The 19,488-nt window shown below is 40.8% G+C and carries 16 protein-coding genes; all 16 read right to left on the bottom strand.

Annotation, left to right across the window (positions count from 1 at the left end; all coding sequences use genetic code 11):
- Positions 1-4: 4 nt before the first annotated feature.
- Positions 5-877, bottom strand: a complete 873-nt coding sequence (locus GWK08_RS11100) for an ATP-grasp fold amidoligase family protein (RefSeq protein ID WP_163607257.1) — start codon at positions 875-877, stop codon at positions 5-7.
- A 190-nt stretch (positions 878-1,067) separates the two neighbouring features.
- Positions 1,068-1,937 carry an ATP-grasp fold amidoligase family protein gene (locus GWK08_RS11105; RefSeq protein WP_163607258.1) on the bottom strand — a complete coding sequence of 290 codons (870 nt, stop codon included), beginning with the start codon at positions 1,935-1,937 and terminating at the stop codon, positions 1,068-1,070.
- Positions 1,938-2,000: 63 nt separating this feature from the next.
- Positions 2,001-3,098 carry a sugar-transfer associated ATP-grasp domain-containing protein gene (locus tag GWK08_RS11110; protein ID WP_163607259.1) on the bottom strand — a complete coding sequence of 366 codons (1,098 nt, stop codon included), beginning with the start codon at positions 3,096-3,098 and terminating at the stop codon, positions 2,001-2,003.
- A gap of 217 nt (positions 3,099-3,315) precedes the next feature.
- Positions 3,316-3,684 (bottom strand): hypothetical protein, encoded by a 369-nt coding sequence (locus GWK08_RS11115; RefSeq protein ID WP_163607260.1) that lies wholly within the window; start codon positions 3,682-3,684, stop codon positions 3,316-3,318.
- A 3-nt stretch (positions 3,685-3,687) separates the two neighbouring features.
- Positions 3,688-5,064, bottom strand: a complete 1,377-nt coding sequence (locus tag GWK08_RS11120) for a tyrosinase family protein (RefSeq protein WP_163607261.1) — start codon at positions 5,062-5,064, stop codon at positions 3,688-3,690.
- A gap of 47 nt (positions 5,065-5,111) precedes the next feature.
- Positions 5,112-7,493, bottom strand: a complete 2,382-nt coding sequence (locus GWK08_RS11125) for a fibronectin type III domain-containing protein (protein WP_163607262.1) — start codon at positions 7,491-7,493, stop codon at positions 5,112-5,114.
- A gap of 346 nt (positions 7,494-7,839) precedes the next feature.
- A complete protein-coding gene (locus tag GWK08_RS11130; protein WP_163607263.1) occupies positions 7,840-9,006 on the bottom strand; it encodes a fibronectin type III domain-containing protein in 1,167 nt (388 codons plus the stop codon).
- 328 nt (positions 9,007-9,334) lie between these two features.
- On the bottom strand, positions 9,335-9,790 hold the full coding sequence (locus GWK08_RS11135; protein WP_163607264.1) for a protease complex subunit PrcB family protein: 456 nt from the start codon (positions 9,788-9,790) through the stop codon (positions 9,335-9,337).
- A 10-nt stretch (positions 9,791-9,800) separates the two neighbouring features.
- Entirely contained in the window at positions 9,801-10,928 is a 1,128-nt protein-coding gene (gene bshA, locus GWK08_RS11140; RefSeq protein ID WP_163607265.1) for an N-acetyl-alpha-D-glucosaminyl L-malate synthase BshA, read from the bottom strand.
- A 66-nt stretch (positions 10,929-10,994) separates the two neighbouring features.
- Positions 10,995-13,907, bottom strand: coding sequence for a glycoside hydrolase family 3 N-terminal domain-containing protein (locus GWK08_RS11145; protein ID WP_163607266.1), 2,913 nt, complete (start codon positions 13,905-13,907; stop codon positions 10,995-10,997).
- Between the two features lie 112 nt (positions 13,908-14,019).
- Positions 14,020-14,505, bottom strand: coding sequence for an ABC transporter ATPase (locus tag GWK08_RS11150; RefSeq protein ID WP_163607267.1), 486 nt, complete (start codon positions 14,503-14,505; stop codon positions 14,020-14,022).
- Positions 14,506-14,626: 121 nt separating this feature from the next.
- Positions 14,627-15,418, bottom strand: a complete 792-nt coding sequence (locus GWK08_RS11155) for a (Fe-S)-binding protein (protein ID WP_163607268.1) — start codon at positions 15,416-15,418, stop codon at positions 14,627-14,629.
- Positions 15,419-15,433: 15 nt separating this feature from the next.
- A complete protein-coding gene (locus GWK08_RS11160) occupies positions 15,434-15,880 on the bottom strand; it encodes an LNS2 domain-containing protein (RefSeq protein WP_163607269.1) in 447 nt (148 codons plus the stop codon).
- Positions 15,881-15,896: 16 nt separating this feature from the next.
- Entirely contained in the window at positions 15,897-17,225 is a 1,329-nt protein-coding gene (locus tag GWK08_RS11165; RefSeq protein ID WP_163607270.1) for a (Fe-S)-binding protein, read from the bottom strand.
- A 3-nt stretch (positions 17,226-17,228) separates the two neighbouring features.
- The gene (locus tag GWK08_RS11170; protein ID WP_163607271.1) at positions 17,229-18,185 is read right to left on the bottom strand and encodes an MlaD family protein; all 957 of its coding nucleotides are present in this window, start codon (positions 18,183-18,185) and stop codon (positions 17,229-17,231) included.
- 57 nt (positions 18,186-18,242) lie between these two features.
- Positions 18,243-19,439 carry an N-acetylmuramoyl-L-alanine amidase gene (locus tag GWK08_RS11175; protein WP_163607272.1) on the bottom strand — a complete coding sequence of 399 codons (1,197 nt, stop codon included), beginning with the start codon at positions 19,437-19,439 and terminating at the stop codon, positions 18,243-18,245.
- Between the last annotated feature and the right edge of the window lie 49 nt (positions 19,440-19,488).

The raw sequence follows: 19,488 nt of genomic DNA on the forward strand, positions 1-19,488 counted from the left end.
GGCACTAATCTCCCCAGAGGCCACCAAGACAACGATCTACTTCCTCTCTTTTGAGTTTCATTGCCCCGCCGTTAGGAGTAAAGGTCATTTCTCCGAAATAGATCCTATCGTCAACGATATAAAAATCCACTCTCACGTACTTAAACCTGGAAGCCAGTTTTCCACATAGCTCCTTTAAAAGATCGAGCTCTTTCGGGCGCTGTTTGATAACTGAATTCTCGTAAATATCCTTTTCTCCGACCCATGGATTTTGCTGTACATTCCAATCTTCGTCATAACAGTTATATTCGTAATTCTCGAAGCGGTCTGTATGAACCCCGATAAACAGTTTTGGGTCTCCGTTATTTTTAAAGTGATGTAATTTATAGTCTTTAGGCACTTTTCCCTCACTGTCCAGCAACAACTTCTCTACGATAAGCTTTGGTTTTATATGCCTGTAATGAAGTTCCATCCCGATCAGGTAGTATTTATTTCTCAACCACCTATCGGTTAATTTTTTTACTTCCTCAAAAGTGAATTGGGATTTATCCCTGACAATCAGGTTAAACCGGCTGCCGTGGTTGGCTTTTATAACAAAACTCTCAGGTAATTCCTCAAAGGCTTTTTCTGTAAGTTTGTCTAAGACCGCATAAGACGGGATCAGGTATTCTTCTCCGACTTTTTCTCTGACATAATCCCTTACCGCTATCTTATCTGATAAAACGGACATCTCTTTAGTGTAGTTGAATTTCCTTGCAGCTATTTTTTCGGAATGTCTTTTGGGCTCTTTAAAATTCGGTGTATAATGATGATTAGATATAAAGCGTCTTCTTATATACCATTTAGGTGCTATAATTGAGCAAATTCTCTTAATAAGCATTAAAAAATACAGCCTCATTTGTTATAACCGGTTAGCTTGGTCGATAAAGTAGGATCCTTACATATATATGCTATAAAAATACCTTTTACATTACAATTCTTCAAAGAAAAGTTCTATAAAATCGTAAGATACCTAAAATACCAAAGTTGAATGAAAAATAACGAAACAACTTTTCTTTTAAAAATAACCGATTAACAGTCCATACTATTTAATCTTCCCACAAATTGCCCAAATATTCGTCCATTGTCTTTTTCTTGAACCTCAGGGTGCCGCCTGTGGGAGTAAAGGTAAGTTCGCCGAAATATATCCTGTTATTAAATACATAAAAATCAACTCTTACATATTTAAAAGGTTCTGCCAGTCTTTTGGTAACATCAAGAAGCTCATCATAACGGTCAGGACGCGTTGACATATTCTCATCATCGAATTCTTCTTCCCCTACCCAGGGATTGTTGATCCTGTTCCAGCCTCCATCATAAAAATTACAACGGAAATTGGAAAACCTGTCGGCATGGACCTCTGTAAAATACTTTACATCCCCCTTATTCTTAAAGTAGTGTATTTTGTAATCCTTCGGAACCTCCCCCTGTTCGTTCAAAAGCAATTCTTCCACTATAAGTCCGGGTTTAATATGCCTGTAGTGAAGCTCCATCCCGATCAAATAGTATTTTTTCCTCAACCATTTATCGGTAATTTTCTTTACTTCTTTAAAAGTGTATTGGGATTTGTCTTTTACAATGAGGTTTAATCTGCTGCCGTGATTGGCTTTTATAACAAAGCTCTGTGGTAATTCGTCAAAGGCTTTTTGAGTAAGCCGGTCCAGTGTTGCATAGGTAGGTACCAGATATTCTTCCCCTATTCTTTCTTTTACGTAGTCCTTAACTTTTATTTTATCGGACAGTACGGACATCTCTCTGGTATACCTAAACTTCCGGATAGCAATTTTTTCCGAGAAAGTTCTCGGGCGTTTAAAATTAAGGTTATAGCTATGATTGGAGGCAAAGCTCTTCTTAATGTACCATTTCGGTGCAATAACAGAACATATTTGTTTAATTAACAGGCTATAATCAAGTACCATTTTTTCTTTATTATATTTATTTTTCAATAAATACGAAGTTCTTTGCTCACGGGTTTTAAATTTTTATAGGTTTTTTTGATATTTCGCTGAAAAACTTAATATCTCATCTGTGTACTTACCAAACATAGGTCCGGTAATCAACTGATGGGTAAATATTCCCTGTGCCATAACGTTGTATTCTATCAATACCACTTCATCCGAATCATCCAGGGCAATATCCCATGAAACGAGTCGGAAATAGGGTATCTGAGCATGCAATTTTTTTACTGTTTCCTTCACCTTGTCGTAAAAAGGTATCTTAACGGTACTGAACACAATTCCGTCTTCTCCTTTTTCAAAAGGTTGATACATTTTATTGTATCCTAGATCTTTAAGGGATCCGTCCTCATTCAATCCGCAGGCAACTCCGCTAATTGCCACATTATCTGTAAATTGTCCCTTCCCTCCTATTCTTACTGCAGTAGACAGGACTACCACCTCTTCTTCTCTGAGGTAAGACACCACACGCAGGGTATTAAGGGAAGACGGATTGAGTGAAGCTATCACCTTGTTCTGTTTAACAACTTCCTGAACGATGAAGTCTCTGCGATAAGAGCTCAGGAGTTCTTCCAGCGATTTATTTTTAAAGTCGGTCATTCCATTGTTTATAGAACAAACAACAACCCCTACTCCTCCTCCGGAGTGAATAGAGGGTTTAAAGATCAGCCTGCTGTGTTCGGAACACAAGCTGATGGCTTCTTCTTTAGAAATGACGCGCCCGTCTTTGGTGTAAAATCCATTAATATTCTGTACGACGGTAGCGGGCATTTTTACTCCGTCGAAAACTTTTCCTAATAAATTTTTGTCTGATAAAGCGGGAAGGAGCTCTTTTCTGTTTAAACAGGGCTCAATAGTAGAATAAAAAAGATCTTCGGGAATGTATTCCTTAAAAAAGGTCCCGTTGATCGTCTTGTAAAATTTATGCCAATAATTCTTTACGTTGGAAAAACCAAAAGAAGCATAGTACTGCTTGATCTCATTAATTTCACTATCGCTTAGCGAATCACCATTAACTGTCTTTAATTTCCCCTTAACTTCCGAACGATAATCTAAATTTTTCTTTAAAATAAATAGCTGCCTGTATACCTTTCTGTATATAGGATTAGAAGCCGAAATATTCATAGCAAATACATTTTTCCCCCTTTATATTTTGCAATAAAGTAATTTAAACATTCCTTATCCTGAACTACGCTCACGTAATTCCAAAATCCAAGAAAATAAAGAATCTCTAAAAAGCAAGCCTATATCTAAACGGTTACGGATTTAGATCTTTTTAAAACACCCCCTTCTTTTCTTTTTCAAACGGACACCTCCATCACAGCATATAAACAGTAGGTCATTATTTTTTCAATTCTCTTACAAAAATATTTCGTTCTTTCAATTGAATGCTGTCTATGACAACAGTGTATTTCCTACCGATTTCGGGCACAGTTAAAAATACTGCAAAATTGACCTCGTTTACCGAGACAAAAACAATTGCATCGTCTTTGCGTTCATCAAAACGTATCTTTTTATACTTTGATGAATCACCCGGTCGGAGGTCCTTAAAATGTTTTGAATACAGCATTATATTCCCGAGAGGATATTTGCTGTTATTCAAAATTCTGATAAATGATTTATTATCTGATTGTAAGCAATTCTTTTCCTCAATACTGAATGTAGATATCAGGAACATACACCACAAGGCCATTATTCCTGACATCTTCATTCCTTATAATTTAACGATCCTTCTCGTTATCAACTCATTGTTATTACCATCTACTACCTTCAATACATAAACTCCGTTCGAGAGTCCGTAAAGTCCTCTGATCTCTATATTGCTGGTGTCATCAAAGAACTCTTCTTTCACCACCTGCCCCATCATATTAAAGATGATGATGCTACATTCTTTGATGTTCTTGCTAACTTCAATGGTAATCTTATTGGTAAACGGATTGGGAAATGATTTGATCAGTACCACATCATCTACCAGATCCTCATCCGTAAATATTACATTCTCAAGCTCACCTACCTCATCAAAAGGTTTTTGATTTCTCACGATCTCAGAACTTCTGTCTCTTCCCTGGATGCCGTTTGTAATAGGCGCCGTATCGATGGTTGCAACAAAAGAGGCTCCGCTTTCGGCACGGAAACCGGGCCTTAAAAGAATATTATTTACAGATTCTATCCTACTGCTGGTCCCGGAGGGTGCAATAAAATTATCTCCTACCTCTATCGAAAACTGATAGTAAAATGTCTCTTCAGGATTATGGGTGTTACTCACCGTATAATTATCCAGTTCTGCCAGCCCGTTCTCTGCATAAAACACACCTAACGCCCTGCTGTCCGTAATATCGTTCGGATTTACCAACGGTAAAGTTTCTCCGTCAAAAACATACGTTCCGTCATACCTGAGCATGGAGGTCATAATAAATGCCGAACTCTGGTTTACTTCCTCCCATTCCTGCCATAGTTTATCAACAAAACTGTGGTGAAAATAGAAGATCGGATCTCTTGGCGATACCGAAGTTGGCATTACACCACCTACCCATCTATGCGCTCCTGCGTGAGGTGTTCCTCTTTCAAAAGCATTAGAATACGTAAGGAAATCGGTATTAGACTGAACCGTAGTTACCTCCTGAGGTGTAGGTAGAGCCCCGTTACCTCCAAGGTTCCTGTTCAGGTTCCAGTCGGCGTTAAATTGCCCAAGGAAATCCTGATCCCAGATAGGGTCATTTATCGACTGATCTACAGAAGAATCCCAATATGCAAGGCTGATCCTTGGATTAATATCCTGCATTGCCTGTTCCATCTCAAACATCTGTCTTCTGTGCCAGGCCAGGAAAATATCTCTTTCCGGCTCATCGGGAAGGTTCAGGTGGATATCCAGTCTGGTCGGATCTGCCGTATTGTCAAAGCTAAAGAAATCCATATGAAAGGTGGCCAGATCATTAACCAGATCGGGCCCGTTTCTGAGTGCATAGAAAGCATTGATCAGATTAATCCTTTCTGTCTCGGTCAGCTCCAGATAATTCTTCCGGATACTCTGAGCGTTCAGACCGATGGATCCTGAAATCAATAAAATCAATAATATATAGACTTGTCTCATATAACTATCTTTAATTTTAAGATAACCTTAATAACATTGGATCAATATTATTTCTTTTTATCTAATTCCAGCTTTTTCTCTATTTCCAGTAATCTTTTGTTAATATCCTTAAGACTCTTATTCTCTTCCTCCAGCTTCTTTATTTTCTTTTCCTGCTGGATGGTATACAGTGTCAATTCTTCTATCTTTCTAAGTAACATGGCATTCATTTGCCCTACCATTATCCCGTTCTCCTCTACTTCTTTTGCACTTGGGATATTTTTCAGGTGACCTTTTTGCCTGATATATTCTTCTACTTCTTTTAAGGTTGGAAGATTATAATTGTTCTCGAAAACATAATCCGGCCAGTTTGCCTGAAGATCTACTCTAACTTCTTCGGCTACCACATTACCGGCTACTGCCAGTCTGAAACCGGGAACCACACCGGTGGTTCCGATACCAAGAGAACCTGCTGCCATCAGGTCTCTGGCCTGCCAGTCTACTGTCGGCAGATTGGAGTTCGCAGAAGTATAATCTGTTACTCCTCCGCCTCCTGAGGTAGTTACATTAGCCGTATTTCCTGCTGCAGAAGTATTTCCTGCGGCATCTCTTGCTGTTACCGTAAAAGCATACGATGTACTGGCTGTTAATCCGGTTACATTAAAAGTAGTTGCTCCTCCGGTAAGTCCTATACTGTTCCCGTCCTGGAATACTTCATAATCGGTTACTCCTACATTATCTGTAGATGCGCTCCAGGAGAGATCGGTAGTTGTCTGTGTTGTATTATTAGCTGCAAGATCGGATACTGCAGACGGCGCCTCGGTATCAGGTGCCGGTGGCGTGGTAACATTGGCCGTATTACCTGCCGCAGAGTTATTTCCTGCTGCATCTCTTGCTGTTACCGTAAAGGCATATGATGTATCGGCTGTTAATCCGGTCACATTAAAGGTAGTTGCTCCACCTGTAAACCCTATGCTGTTCCCGTCCTGGAAAACCTGATAATCGGTCACCCCTACATTATCTGTAGACGCGCTCCAGGATAGATCGGTAGTTGTCTGTGTTGTATTGTTAGCTGCAAGATCAGTTACTGCAGACGGTGCTTCCGTATCCGGAGATGACTGCGTAGTTACATTAGCTGTATTTCCTGCGGCAGAAGTATTTCCTGCTGCATCTCTTGCTGTTACCGTAAAGGCATAAGATGTATCGGCTGTTAATCCGGTTACATTAAAAGTAGTTGCCCCTCCGGTAAGTCCTATACTGTTCCCGTCCTGGAATACTTCATAATCGGTTACTCCTACATTATCTGTAGATGCGCTCCAGGAGAGATCGGTAGTTGTTTGCGTTGTATTATTAGCTGCCAGATCAGTTACTGCTGATGGCGCTTCGGTATCCGGCGGATCTAAAGTAGTAACGTTGGCCGTATTTCCTGCTGCAGAAGTATTTCCTGCTGCATCTCTTGCCGTTACCGTAAAAGCATATGCGGTACTGGCCGTTAATCCGGTTACATTAAAAGTGGTTGCTCCTCCGGTAAGCCCTATACTGTTCCCGTCCTGGAATACTTCATAATCGGTTACCCCTACATTATCTGTAGATGCGCTCCAGGAGAGATCGGTAGTTGTTTGTGTTGTATTGGTGGCTGCAAGATCAGTCACTGCAGACGGTGCCTCGGTATCAGGTGCCGGCGGTGTAGTTACATTAGCCGTATTACCTGCTGCCGAAGTGTTTCCTGCTGCATCTCTCGCTGTTACTGTAAAGGCATAGGAAGTATTTCCTGTTAAACCGGTAACATTAAAAGTAGTCGCTCCACCGGTAAACCCTATACTGTTCCCGTCCTGGAAAACCTGATAGTCGGTCACTCCCACATTGTCTGTAGAAGCACTCCAGGAAAGATCGGTAGTAGTAGCTGTAGTGTTGGAAGCTGCAAGGTCGGTTACGGCAGACGGTGCTTCAGTATCTGAAGAAGCAACAGTAATAGACACCCTGTCTATCATTACCGTATCTCCTTGAGTTCCTCCGGTAAAAGGGCTACAATAAATACGAATTGTTGGTGTTGTAGTTGTTGCAGTTACGGTAAAATTGAATTCCGTCCAGTCGGTACTGGTAATCGGAGTCGGGTTTGTAAATCCGGTCATTCCGCTCCAGTTTGCAAAAGCAGGGTTAAAACTCTGAGTTCCCTGTTTTGCCCAAATAGTAATATTATAGGTTTCTCCTATAACTGCGTTAAAAGTATAATCGGCATTCCTACCATTGGTAGCAGAAGAAGATGCTCTTATCGAAAAAGATCCGTGAAAAACATCTGTTGCATCCGATGCTAAAACGGCTAATCCACCCCAACCGGTAGTAGCATTCGCTTCGTTGTTAACAGAAGCTGCATTTGCATCATCATGTAAGTCCTGCGCATTAACACCAATTACAAATAAAGAAATAAGAAATAGTAATTTATATTTCATGGCCAGTTGATTAAATTATATATAATTAATTTATTGTTTCACATCTCAATAAGAGGAGAAATGATACAGGCCATCAAAATAAAAGGAATACAATTCTTAGACAATAATCCTGAGATTATTGCTTGGAGAGAAAAGTAATTTTTGGCAGTATACATACCCTCAAATATTAAATTAACATTCTTTGCTATTAATCAATTTAATACTCTAGGTTTATATCATGCCAAAGATACGTATTTTTTGACAAGACAAAGTCGATTAATTAATCAAAATCGGTGAAGTGATCCAATTATCGGTTCATTGATCTCCGCCTGATTAACAATCGACTTTGCCTAAATTCTGTTTTCAGTTATAATTTAAAGATCCTGATGCTTTTCTGATCGATCCCTGCATCGGTGATCTTAAGAATGTAAAGTCCTCTCCTGAAAGAAGATATCTGAAGTGGAATTACGTTTCTTCCCTGCTCAACATTAGCCTGCTCAGAGTATACTAATCTTCCGTGTCTGGTGTAGATATTTACTCCGATCGTAGCCTCTTTTCTGGCTCTTAGCAACAGATAAGTATTGTATCTGGCCGGGTTAGGATATACTCGTGCTCTGGCAACAATTGGCTTTTCAGCATCATCATCACAAGCTCCGAGAGATGCACCGTATCTTACATAGAACCATGCAAGGAATTTAGGAACGCAATAGGTCTGTCCTCTGTAGCAAATTGCCACACGTCCGGGACCACAACTATTATCTTCTTCTGCTTCGGTCGTTACCGTTAAAACATTGCTTATATCGGAAACTTTTCCGGATGCATCCTGAGCCAATACCGTAAAATCGTAAGAGGTTTCAGGATCCAGGCCTGTAACATCAAAATTGGTAGCGCCACCTGTCATACCGATACTTTCTCCATCCTGGAAAACTTCATAGTCGGTAACTCCTACATCATCTGTAGATGCACTCCAGGAGAGATCGGTAGAAGTAGCAGTAGTATTGGAAGCCGAAAGATCGATTACCGCAGAAGGAGCTTCATTGTCCTGAGGAGTAATGGAAACCCTGTCTATAAATACGGTATCTCCTTCAGCACCTCCAACCGAAGGGCTTGTAAACACACCTATAAGCGGGTTCTCACTGGTAGCCGTAACAACGAAAGTATATTCCTGCCATTCGGTACCTACGATCAGGGTTGGATTGGTAAAACCATCCAGGCCACTCCAGTTGGCAAAGGCAGGTTCAAAACTCTGTTCTCCTTCCCTGGCCCAGATACTGATGACATAAGTCGTTCCGATCTCAGCGTTAAAACTGTAATTAATATTTCTTCCGTTGGTAGCCGAAGAAGAAGCTCTTAAAGCAAATTCTCCGTCAAAAGGATCTGATGAATCAGAAGCCAGGTTTGCCAATCCGAACCAGCCTGTTGTTGCATCAGCTTCGTTATCAATGGATGCTGCATTGGAATCTGTATGCAGATTCTGTGCGCTGACACCAGTAATAAATAATAAAGTTAAAAAGAGTAATGTTCTAAATTTCATAGTGCGCTATTTAGTTAAAATATGTTGGATATAGTGTTTTTCAAAAACCGAGTTTTGAGAGTGATGCACCGCTAAATTCAAAGCATAGGAATAACCGGCAACAAAAAAGCTGTCGTTGCCAAGGTTAAAATCAGAATTGATTTTTAATCGAAAATACATGCTCTCATTAATTAAATAATTCTTGCTATTAATTCATTTAATATTTCTGAGAGAACTGGTATAAAGGTATAATTTTTCTCAACGGACGCTGAGTTGAAGGGTATCTAATCGATAAAAATGATGTAAAATTCGGTTAATAACCTCTTATTTTAATGAGATTACGGGAATTTTACCGCTGATCGGCTTTTTTAAAAACCAGTTTTTTATCAGCTGCTTTTATCTTATAGATACTGAAAGGTTCGGTTAAAACGGAGGTACTGTATTTACTCGGAGAACCTTTTTCCCTGACGTAGATATTAATGAGATCGGCCTTTTCTTCGAGCTTTTCTATCTCGATACTGTATCCTCCTGTAGTTCTGGAGCCCATACAGAGGATAATCACTTTTTCCTCTTTAAAGTTAATCTCGGGAACCGGAAGCCCGGGTCTTCTAGTCTTGTTGATCTGAATATAGAAATCTTTCAGGCTTTTCTCCCCTTTAACCACCATCATCTGCGGTTTGGCAGGTCCTCCGGTTTGCTCCTGAAGAATAAGCTCAAAAGTAGGTTCCTGAACAGCATCGGTTTTATACCTGTCTTCATTAAAAAAACAGGAAACGAATAATAGAAAAACCGCTGCTAATTTCATAGGTGTCTTTTTAAGCAAGGCTGAAAGCTTTCTGATATATCTCTTCATAAACAGGAACTATATTCGCTATATCAAACTTTAAAGCCTCTTCTTTGGCATTCTTTTTAAATTTCTCCAGTCGTGTATCATCTTCAAGGATATGAATAGCGTTTGCCGCCATTTCCTCTACATCTCCCACATCGCTTAAAAATCCGCTTACTCCGTTCGTATTGATCTCAGGAATACCTCCGGTGTTACTGGATATTACCGGAACACTATTAATCATTGCTTCTAGAGCTGCCAGACCAAAGCTTTCTGTCTTAGACGGAAGAAGGAAGAGGTCTGAAAAACACAATATCCTGTCAATTTCATTACTGTTCCCTAAGAACAATACCTTGTTCTCTATTCCCAGAGTTCTGCACAATTGTTCTGCTTCCGTTCTTTCAGGGCCTTCTCCAACCATAATAAGTTTTGATGGCAGCTTCTGCTGCACCCTGTAAAAGATCTGAATAATATCGGGGATGCGTTTTACCTTCCTGAAGTTACTTATATGGGTAATGATACGCTCATCTTCATTTGCCATCATATCCCGCTGACAATCCGTAAAATCCTGGCTGTATTTCCGTTTATCTATAAAATTGGGAACGACATGTATTTCCTTTCGGATATTAAAAAGTCTTAAGGTATCGTCCTTCAGGCTCTGTGAAACCGAAGTAACCACATCGGAATTGTTAATACTAAAGGTAACTGCAGGTTTATAGAACGGATGGTTTCCTACCAGCGTTATATCGGTACCGTGCAGGGTTGTGACCATTGGAATGGATATCCCTTCTTCCTGCAACATTTTCTTCGCCATAAAACCTGCATAGGCATGAGGAATTGCATAGTGTACATGCAACAACTCTATCCCGTACAGCTTTACGGTATCTACCAGTTTACTCGACAGGGCGAGCTCATAAGGCTGATAGTGAAACAAAGGGTATTCGGGAACATGAACCTCATGAAAATGTATATTCCCGCTTAAAAGGGCCAGTCGTACCGGTTGCCTGTAGGTAATAAAATGCACTTCATGCCCCCTGTTAGCAAGTGCTATTCCAAGTTCGGTAGCTACAACACCACTTCCTCCGAAGGTCGGGTAACAAACTATTGCAATTTTCATCTGTTTATTTTTTTGTGCCTGAAAATGAGAAAGTCTTCTCATTCAGGAATTCCTATAATATTTTCGTTACTCCAGGACAGCGTCATAAATAATCTGTTGAATGACGGTCCGGATATTTTCTGAAATCAGTTTTCTGTTCTGGGCGGTAGGATACGTCCTGTTGGAAAGGAAAACGTATACGATCTCCTTGTCCGGATCAGCCCAGGTATAGGTTCCTGTAAAACCACTATGCCCGAAGCTTGATTCTGCAACACAACCACAAGTCGGACCTACTTCTTCCAATTGAGGTTTGTCAAAACCAACTCCTCTTCTGTTATTAAATTTACAAAAATAACAGGTATTAAACTTATCTATTGTCGAAGCTTTAAAATAACGCTTGCCTCCATAATAGCCTCCCTGAAGGTACATTTGCATAATTTTAGCCACATCATTCGCATTGCTGAAGAGGCCTGCATGACCTCCTACTCCTCCCTGCATGGCTGCTCCCATGTCGTGCACATAACCCTGTATCCTTTGATATCTGAAATAGGAATCATCTTCCGAAGGAACGATCTTGTCCCTCGAAAATTTCTCCAAAGGGTTATAGGTCGTATTGTTCGTTCCAAGGGAAGCCAGGAAATTCTGTTGCACCAATTTATCCAAAGAAGTATTCATTTCCCTTTCAATATACTCCTTCAGCAGGTAATAGGGTAAATCACTGTATCTGTATTCTTTACGCCTTATCAGGTCGCTTTCCATGATCCTGTTGATGATGGTATCCTTAAAATCCTTTCTCAGATACAAGTTTCCTATAACCTTGATGGAATGAAAATTATCGGGACGCTTTCTGTAATATTCTGCAGAGGGTTGATGCGTTACCGTATCGAGAGTCCTTAAATAGTAAGGGATCCAGGCTTTCAGGCGAGCGTAATGCGACAGCATCTCCCTCAGGGTAATATCTTCCTTATTCGTTCCTTTTGCTTCCGGCAGCATTTCCTTAAGCGGAGTTTCCATTGAAAGTCTCCCCTCTTCCTCCATTTTCATGATCATCGGTAAAGTTGCCAGGATCTTGGTCAGGGAAGCAACATCGTAAATACTGCTCTCTCCTATGTTTCTCCCGTTTTCGTAACCGGTTTTTCCGAAGTTTTTATTATAGATCACTTTTCCTTTTCTCGCTACCAGGATCTGAGCTCCGGGCATCATCAGCGAATCGATAGCCAACTGGGCCACCGAATCGATCTCCAGAAGTTTTTCCCCATTCATCTTAACACTCTCCGGAATCCCGTATTGCAGACGATATAACCTATTGGTATTTAAACCCGTGTTTACTACTAATTCCTCATGTGCGGATACCGGTAAAGTTCCTTTGGCCTCTATGGCTCCGAAGATAAGCTGAGCCGATTTCTCCTGGGCTATATCACTGTTCTGATAACTGACTATAATACTTTCGATATTCTCGATAGACGGGATATCCAGTAGAGCGTAGGGCTTGACAAAGATATCCAGGATAACATTGTGATTCCGCGCTATTTCCTGCAGCCAGATCAGCTCTTTGTCCTTGAATTTATAGGATTTCCACGGATTGGCATTGGATCGGTGAAACCCGACCACTACCATATTGTAATTTCTCAGCTTGGCCAGGAGTTCGTTCAGTAAAGGTGCAGATACTTTATCAACCTTACCATACCGCTGCATCGCTTTTAAAAAAGTATCCCCGCTGTCATCCCCTAATTCCACATAGGCAATTTTTTTGGTGTTAAGGTTTTTGACCGGCACCAGATTAAGCTTGTTCTTTGCCAGCGTCAGTGCATTTTCCATAACCTCTTCATGCAGCAGGTCGTCCTCGAGGGTATTCAGGTCTTCTACCAGGTTTTCCGTCTCTACCGGCTTGTAATTGTTCAGACCTACCTTGTATTTAGATTGAAGGATCTTCTTTACGGAGATAGCCAACCGCTCCTCAGTGATAACGCCCTTTTCATAAGCTTCCTTTATTTTACTTATCCCCTTCGGAATATTCTCCGATATAAGCAGAATATCGTTTCCTGCGAGAAAGGCGGCCAGGTCAATATCGCCCGGGCTTGTAAAATTGGAAGCTCCTTTCATATTCAGGGCATCCGTAAATACCAGGCCTTTGAAACCCAGGGTATCCTTAAGAAGACTGGTCACAATTCCTTCTGAAATAGATGAAGGATAACCGTCTCTCTGTTCCAGGCTCGGAACATTAAGATGAGCGATCATTACGCTCTCCAGATTTTCTTTTATCAGTTTCCTGTACGGATATAGTTCTATACTATCTATACGCTCCCTGCTAAAGGATATGGTAGGTAATGTTTTATGAGAATCCGTATCGGTATCTCCGTGTCCCGGGAAATGCTTTCCACAAGTAAGGGCTCCGGCACTTTGCATTCCTTTCATAAAAGCAAGTGCCTTTTGGGTTACATTCTCCTTATCTTCTCCGAAAGACCGGTTTCCGATAATCGGGTTGTTAGGATTGGTATTGATATCTATATCGGGAGCAAAATTTATATGAACTCCCAGGCGTCTGGCATGTTTTCCTATCTGTCTACCCACCCTTTCTATCAGGGCATTGTCTTTTACCGCACCCAGCGTCATATTCCAGGGAAAAGCATAGGTGGAATCCAGGCGCATTGCCAGTCCCCATTCGGCATCCATAGCGACCATCAAAGGTATTTTGGACAGTTCCTGGTATTCATTGGTTAGTCTGGCCTGACGGACCGGGCCTCCTTTAGAGAAGATCACACCTCCAATATGGTGCTCCCTGATCAGTTCTTTAACCCTGTCTGTATGTCTTTTTTCTTTAGATGAGAAAACATCCACCATAAACAATTGCCCCACTCTTTCCTCCAAAGACATGGAGTTATAGATACTGTCTACCCATTTTTGTTGTTCCAGTGAATCTTTGGTGATAAGCGGATGGTCCTGCCTGGCCAAAACTGCCGTAATAAAAAGTGTATGGATCAGGAATAAATATTTTCTCATAGGATACATTCTGCTAAAATGATGCCAAAAGATACGATCGGGATCAGGTTTATAAAAGCCTCAACGCCTGATTCTTTCAACAATTTGAACTTAATAACTTTTGGGCGGGGCATTAGTTTAGAAAGCGGGAATGCCAGCTATCTTTAGCAGGAACTTCCCAGAATTGAAGATATTCTCCTTTATTAGCTACAAGATTATTAAACACTATAGTGTCTTTGGAAACTGCTCTGTCTTTGGCCATCTTCTTAAAATCGGTCAGGCTCTTGTAAGCCACATATTCTCCCTGTTTATAAGAAACATTCATTTTGTCCAGCAAGTCAACATTGTATTCCTTTTCCAATTGCTGAATAAAATGAACGGAAGCATCGATAGAACATCCGGTAGCCGAATTAATTCCCTGATCTAATGCAATTATAATAAAGCGATTGTATTTTATCTCATAGGAAGCCCGCAGATCTGCTCCATGAGCAGTCCAATTCTCAAGGAATGTATCGAGCTTAAGCCTGATCTCTGATATTTCTCCATCCGAAAACCCTCTGTTCGCCTGATAAATCCATATACAGGAAGTTTCCGGAAGCTTTTCAAAATCTACTAACATATTAGCTTTTTAAACAAAATTAAGATATCGGTATAAATAAAAGAATCGGGAGATTCTTATAAAAAAGTTAAAATAAGAAAGCAGAAAAAGATGCTATCCGTATTTCTACGGGATAGAACCTCTACAGGTCGTTTGCATTGGCAATAAGCTCTGCAATATCCATCACCTCTACTTCGGCTTCTTTTTCCTTACTTTTTATTCCGTCAGTCATCATTGTATTACAGAACGGGCACCCGGCAGCTATGATCTGCGGTTGTGTTTCCAAAGCCTGTTCCGTACGTTCAACATTTACATCTTTATCTCCCTTTTCGGGCTCTTTAAACATCTGTGCTCCTCCGGCACCGCAGCAGAAACCGTTTTTCCTGCACTTTTTCATCTCTACCAGCTCCGCATCCAGTTTTCGGATAAGTTCCCGGGGGGCTTCATATACATTATTAGCCCTACCCAGATAGCAAGGATCGTGAAAAGTGATCCTCTTCCCTTTAAACTGTCCGCCTTCAATACTCAGTTTCCCTTCATCCAACAGGGATTTCAGGAATTGAGTATGGTGTACCACTTCGTAAGAACCACCCAGAGAAGGGTATTCATTTTTAATGGTATTAAAGCAATGCGGGCAGGCGGTAACTATTTTTTTTATTTCATAAGCATTGAGTACCTCAATATTGGACATCGCCTGCATCTGGAACAAGAATTCATTTCCGGAGCGTTTGGCGGGATCTCCCGTACAACTTTCTTCAGTTCCCAGTACGGCAAACTCAACTCCCACTTTGTTCAGGATCCTGACAAAGGCCTTGGTGATCTTTTTTGCTCTGTCGTCAAAACTCCCTGCACATCCTACCCAAAACAGAACTTCGGGTTGTTTACCCTCGGCCATCAACTCGGCCATGGTTGGTACTCTTAAAGCTTCACTCATTTTCTAAACTATATTTTAATCGTGCTTTCCGTCATCAAATACCTGGATTGTCACTTCTTTTTCCACAAGGTCGGTAAATTTCCCATTGTATCTTGTAGCCTTTACCAGGTGATTATCGATCCAGTGATAATTTCCACCACGAGGTTTTCCCATTAACAAACTGTGATATTTAAATCCGTGTTTTTTCAACCAGCCTTCGGTCACTACTCGGTGATCTTCGGTTCTGGAAGTAAAAAAACAGATCATATGCCCTTCGTCATACCATTTGTTAAGGGTAATCAGGGCATCCGGATAGACTTCGGCGGTAGCCATCCTTTCGGGTTCTTCATTCGGGATATCATCGCAAATTGTCCCGTCTATATCGATCAGGTAATTCTTGATCCCCTCCGGCAATACCGGACTCACATGTTCTCCATCTTCAACTTTCTGATGGAGGAACTTCTCTACTTCTTCTTTGTTCATTTTTCTGTTATTTAAGTTATGCTTCGTTTTGCCAGTTTAATCGATCCATTTGATTATAAGGCCATGGAGCTCCATTGTTTTCAATATTGCTCATCATATTATTCAGTTCGGCCGGAGCGGCGGATTGCTCCATCACTAAATAACGTCTCATGTCCAGGATAATCGAAAGCGGATCTATACTTACAGGACAGGCTTCCGTACATGCGTTACAGGAAGTACATGCCCATAATTCTTCTCTTTTTATATAATCGTCCAACAGCTGTTTTCCGTCTTCTACGAATTCTCCGTTATTGGCATCTATATTCTTTCCAACTTCTTCCAGTCTGTCACGGGTATCCATCATCACTTTTCTCGGAGAAAGCTCTTTTCCTGTCTGGTTAGCCGGACAAACGCTGGTACAGCGCCCGCACTCCGTACAGGTATAGGCATTTAATAACTGTACCCAGTTCAGATCGTGTACATCCGATGCCCCGAACTTCTCCGGAGCCTCCTCTGCATTTTCTTCCGGTGCGGCAAAAGGGTCTGCATTAGGGTCCAGCATCAGCTTTACTTCGTTGGTTACCGATTCCAGGTTATTAAACTCTCCTTTAGGTTTCAGGTTCCCGTAAAAGGTATTCGGGAAGGCCAAAAGAATATGAAGGTGCTTGGAATAATAAAGGTAGTTCAGGAACACCAGAATACCTATAATATGTAACCACCAGGCCGTTCTTTCTACAATAATGAGCGTTCCTTCGGACAGACCGTCAAATAATGGTAGTAAAAACTGACTGACCGGGAATGCCCCTGCTTTCGTATAATGTTCAGCCCCCAGGATCTGTAACTGATGATCGGCGCCATTCATGGTAAGGAAAAGCAGCATCAACACCATTTCGAAGTAAAGGATAAAATTCCCGTCCTTCTCAGGCCAGCCTTTCATTTCTGGTTTGATAAAACGTTGTAACCTTATTATATTCCTTCGGATCCAGAAAACGATCACCGCAACCAATACCAATAATGCCAATACTTCAAACGAAGCGATCAGCACATTGTACATCGTTCCGAAATCGGCAAATACACGGTGGGTTCCGAAGAGCCCGTCCATGATTATTTCAAGGACCTCAATATTTATAATTATAAAACCGAGATAAACTATGATGTGAAGTAAGCCTGCTACGGGTCTGACCACCATTTTTTGCTGCCCCAAGGCGATCATGATCATGTTCCTCCATCTCTGAGCCTTATTATCTGATACGTCAACATCCTTTCCTAATTTGATGTTACGCATCATTTTCTTTACGTTCATTGCAAAAAAACCGATCCCGGCAACCAGGATAATTGCAAAAATGAAACTAGCCAGATAATTCATAGTTTAGTTATTTTCAGTTTCTTCTTTCGAAGGTTCATACTGTTTCGGGCGTTTTCCAAAAAGTGAAAAATGCACGTATCGTTTAGGATTGAGCTTCATATCTTCCAGTAATTCTTCCAATTGCTTGGAAGCCCCGGAAAGGTTATCGTATAATTCCTCGTCTTTTAATAGTTTCCCTATAGAGCCTTCTCCATTGTCTATCTTCTTAAGTACACTGTTAATATTACTCACTGTGGACTGCAGGTCCTTAACCGCTGTTCCTATATTAGCTTCTGCCAATGAATCGGATACTTTAGACAAATTGGTTGTTATATTCTCAACATTGCCCAGGGTAGTATTTAGCTTTTCATCATTGTTCTTTATCAGCTCATTAATAGACTCCGATGCCTTCTTAAAATTGGCAATGGTCTCATTAAGGCCGGCAAGGCTACTCTTGATATCGCTTTTCGCCTGATTGTCCAGCAAGCCATTAACATTTACCAGTAAAGAATCTCCGCTTACCAGCATCTGCCCTAATTGCTCCTGTAAAGGAGTTAGCTTCTGAGTAACCAGTTCGGTAATTCCGGGTTTTATATTTCCGCTAAGGGTATCCCCCGACATAGCCGGTGCACTTCCGTCAAAGACAGGAATGATCTGTATACTCTTTCCACCTATGATACCGGTATCAAAAAGTTCGGCCACGCTGTGTTTTGAAAACTCAAAATCGCCATCAATGGCAAGTGTTACCAGTAATTTTCCCGATTTATCCAGAAAACGAATGTCTTTGGTCTTTCCGATAGGGAAACCATTTACCATTACCGGAGTAGCAGTTGCCAATCCGCCTACATGATCATAAACCACATAGAATGTACGATATCTTGTAAAAACTGAGTTGGATTTCAGATAGCTGAACAATAGAATACCAAGTAAGATGCCTCCAAGTACTATTATTGCTGTTTTGAGTTCTCTCGATAATTTCAAATGTTACCTTTTTTTTGGTTCTGAACAAAATTAGAAATAATTTTCTTAAGTAAGTCTCTAATTGGACGTAGATTTTACAGCCTCTCTTACACTTATTTTTTGTCCATTTTTATAGGCAACAATAAAAGCCGAAGGGTATCCTTTTTCCCGGGCTTCTTTTTGAAACTTCTTTACTTCCTCAAAGGAAGGAGATTCTCCGTAAAAATAACGGTATACTCCATCTGATTCTTCCGCAATAACAGGATCCAGACCTTTAAAATTATAGGGTTTGGCCTCAAGCAGAACCGATCCTGCCGCAATTTGCACCCGGAACACCACATCCTTCTTCTCTTCCTTCTTTACAGCTGTTTCAGTCTTATTTTCTTTACTAGTCTCTGTTCCGGTTCCATTGGTCCCTTCAGTAACTTCCGGGGTCTCCGCAATACTATCAAGCTGGGTCTCAAATGAAAAATCATCTCCGACATTTTCCAACAGGGTCTCTCTGTAATCCACAATGGCATTGGCTATCCCCTTGGATATTTCGCTCTGTCCCTTAGAGGATTGAAGGTATCTCCTTTCGGCATCATTAGTTATAAAACCGGTCTCTACAAGTACACTTGGCATAAAAGTCTGGTGTAATACAATGAATCCCGCCTGCTTTACTCCTCTGCTCTTTCTTTTGAGTTTATTTTCAAAATTCTGCTGGATCCTGGCAGCCAGTTGCACACTCTGAAGCAGGAATTCTTCCTGGGTAATGGTCAATCCTATAACCGATTCCGGAGAATCCAGGTTATAATCGGCATAATTGGTCTCATAGTCCTCTTCAAAATAAATGGATTCGTTCTCCGATTTGGCTACCTCAAAATTCTGCTCATTGGCATGAAGCCCGAGAACATAGGTCTCACTGCCATATGCCTGAGAACTATGGGCATTACAATGAATGGAAACAAAAAGATCTGCACCGGCTTCATTGGCTATCTTCCCGCGTACATAGAGGTCTACGAAGGTGTCGTCCTTTCTGGTATAGACAACATTTATATCTTCATTCTTTTCCAGCTCCTTCCCTACGAGAAGTACGATATTAAGAGCAATATCTTTTTCAAAATACCGCTTTTTACCTTGTTTGGCTACTTTACCGGGATCTTTACCCCCGTGTCCCGCATCTAAAACAACAGTAAACTTTTTCTTTTTGGTTTGATTTTTGAGCGAATTGAAAGAAGTCAGCAAACCAAAAATTATGATCAGGATTGATATTGTACAAAAAAGTCTTTTCATGTTGTAATAATAACGTATGTATTTAGTTATTTATTTGGTTAAAATATTT

The sequence above is a fragment of the Leptobacterium flavescens genome, from assembly GCF_010671605.1.
Taxonomy (GTDB): domain Bacteria; phylum Bacteroidota; class Bacteroidia; order Flavobacteriales; family Flavobacteriaceae; genus Leptobacterium; species Leptobacterium flavescens.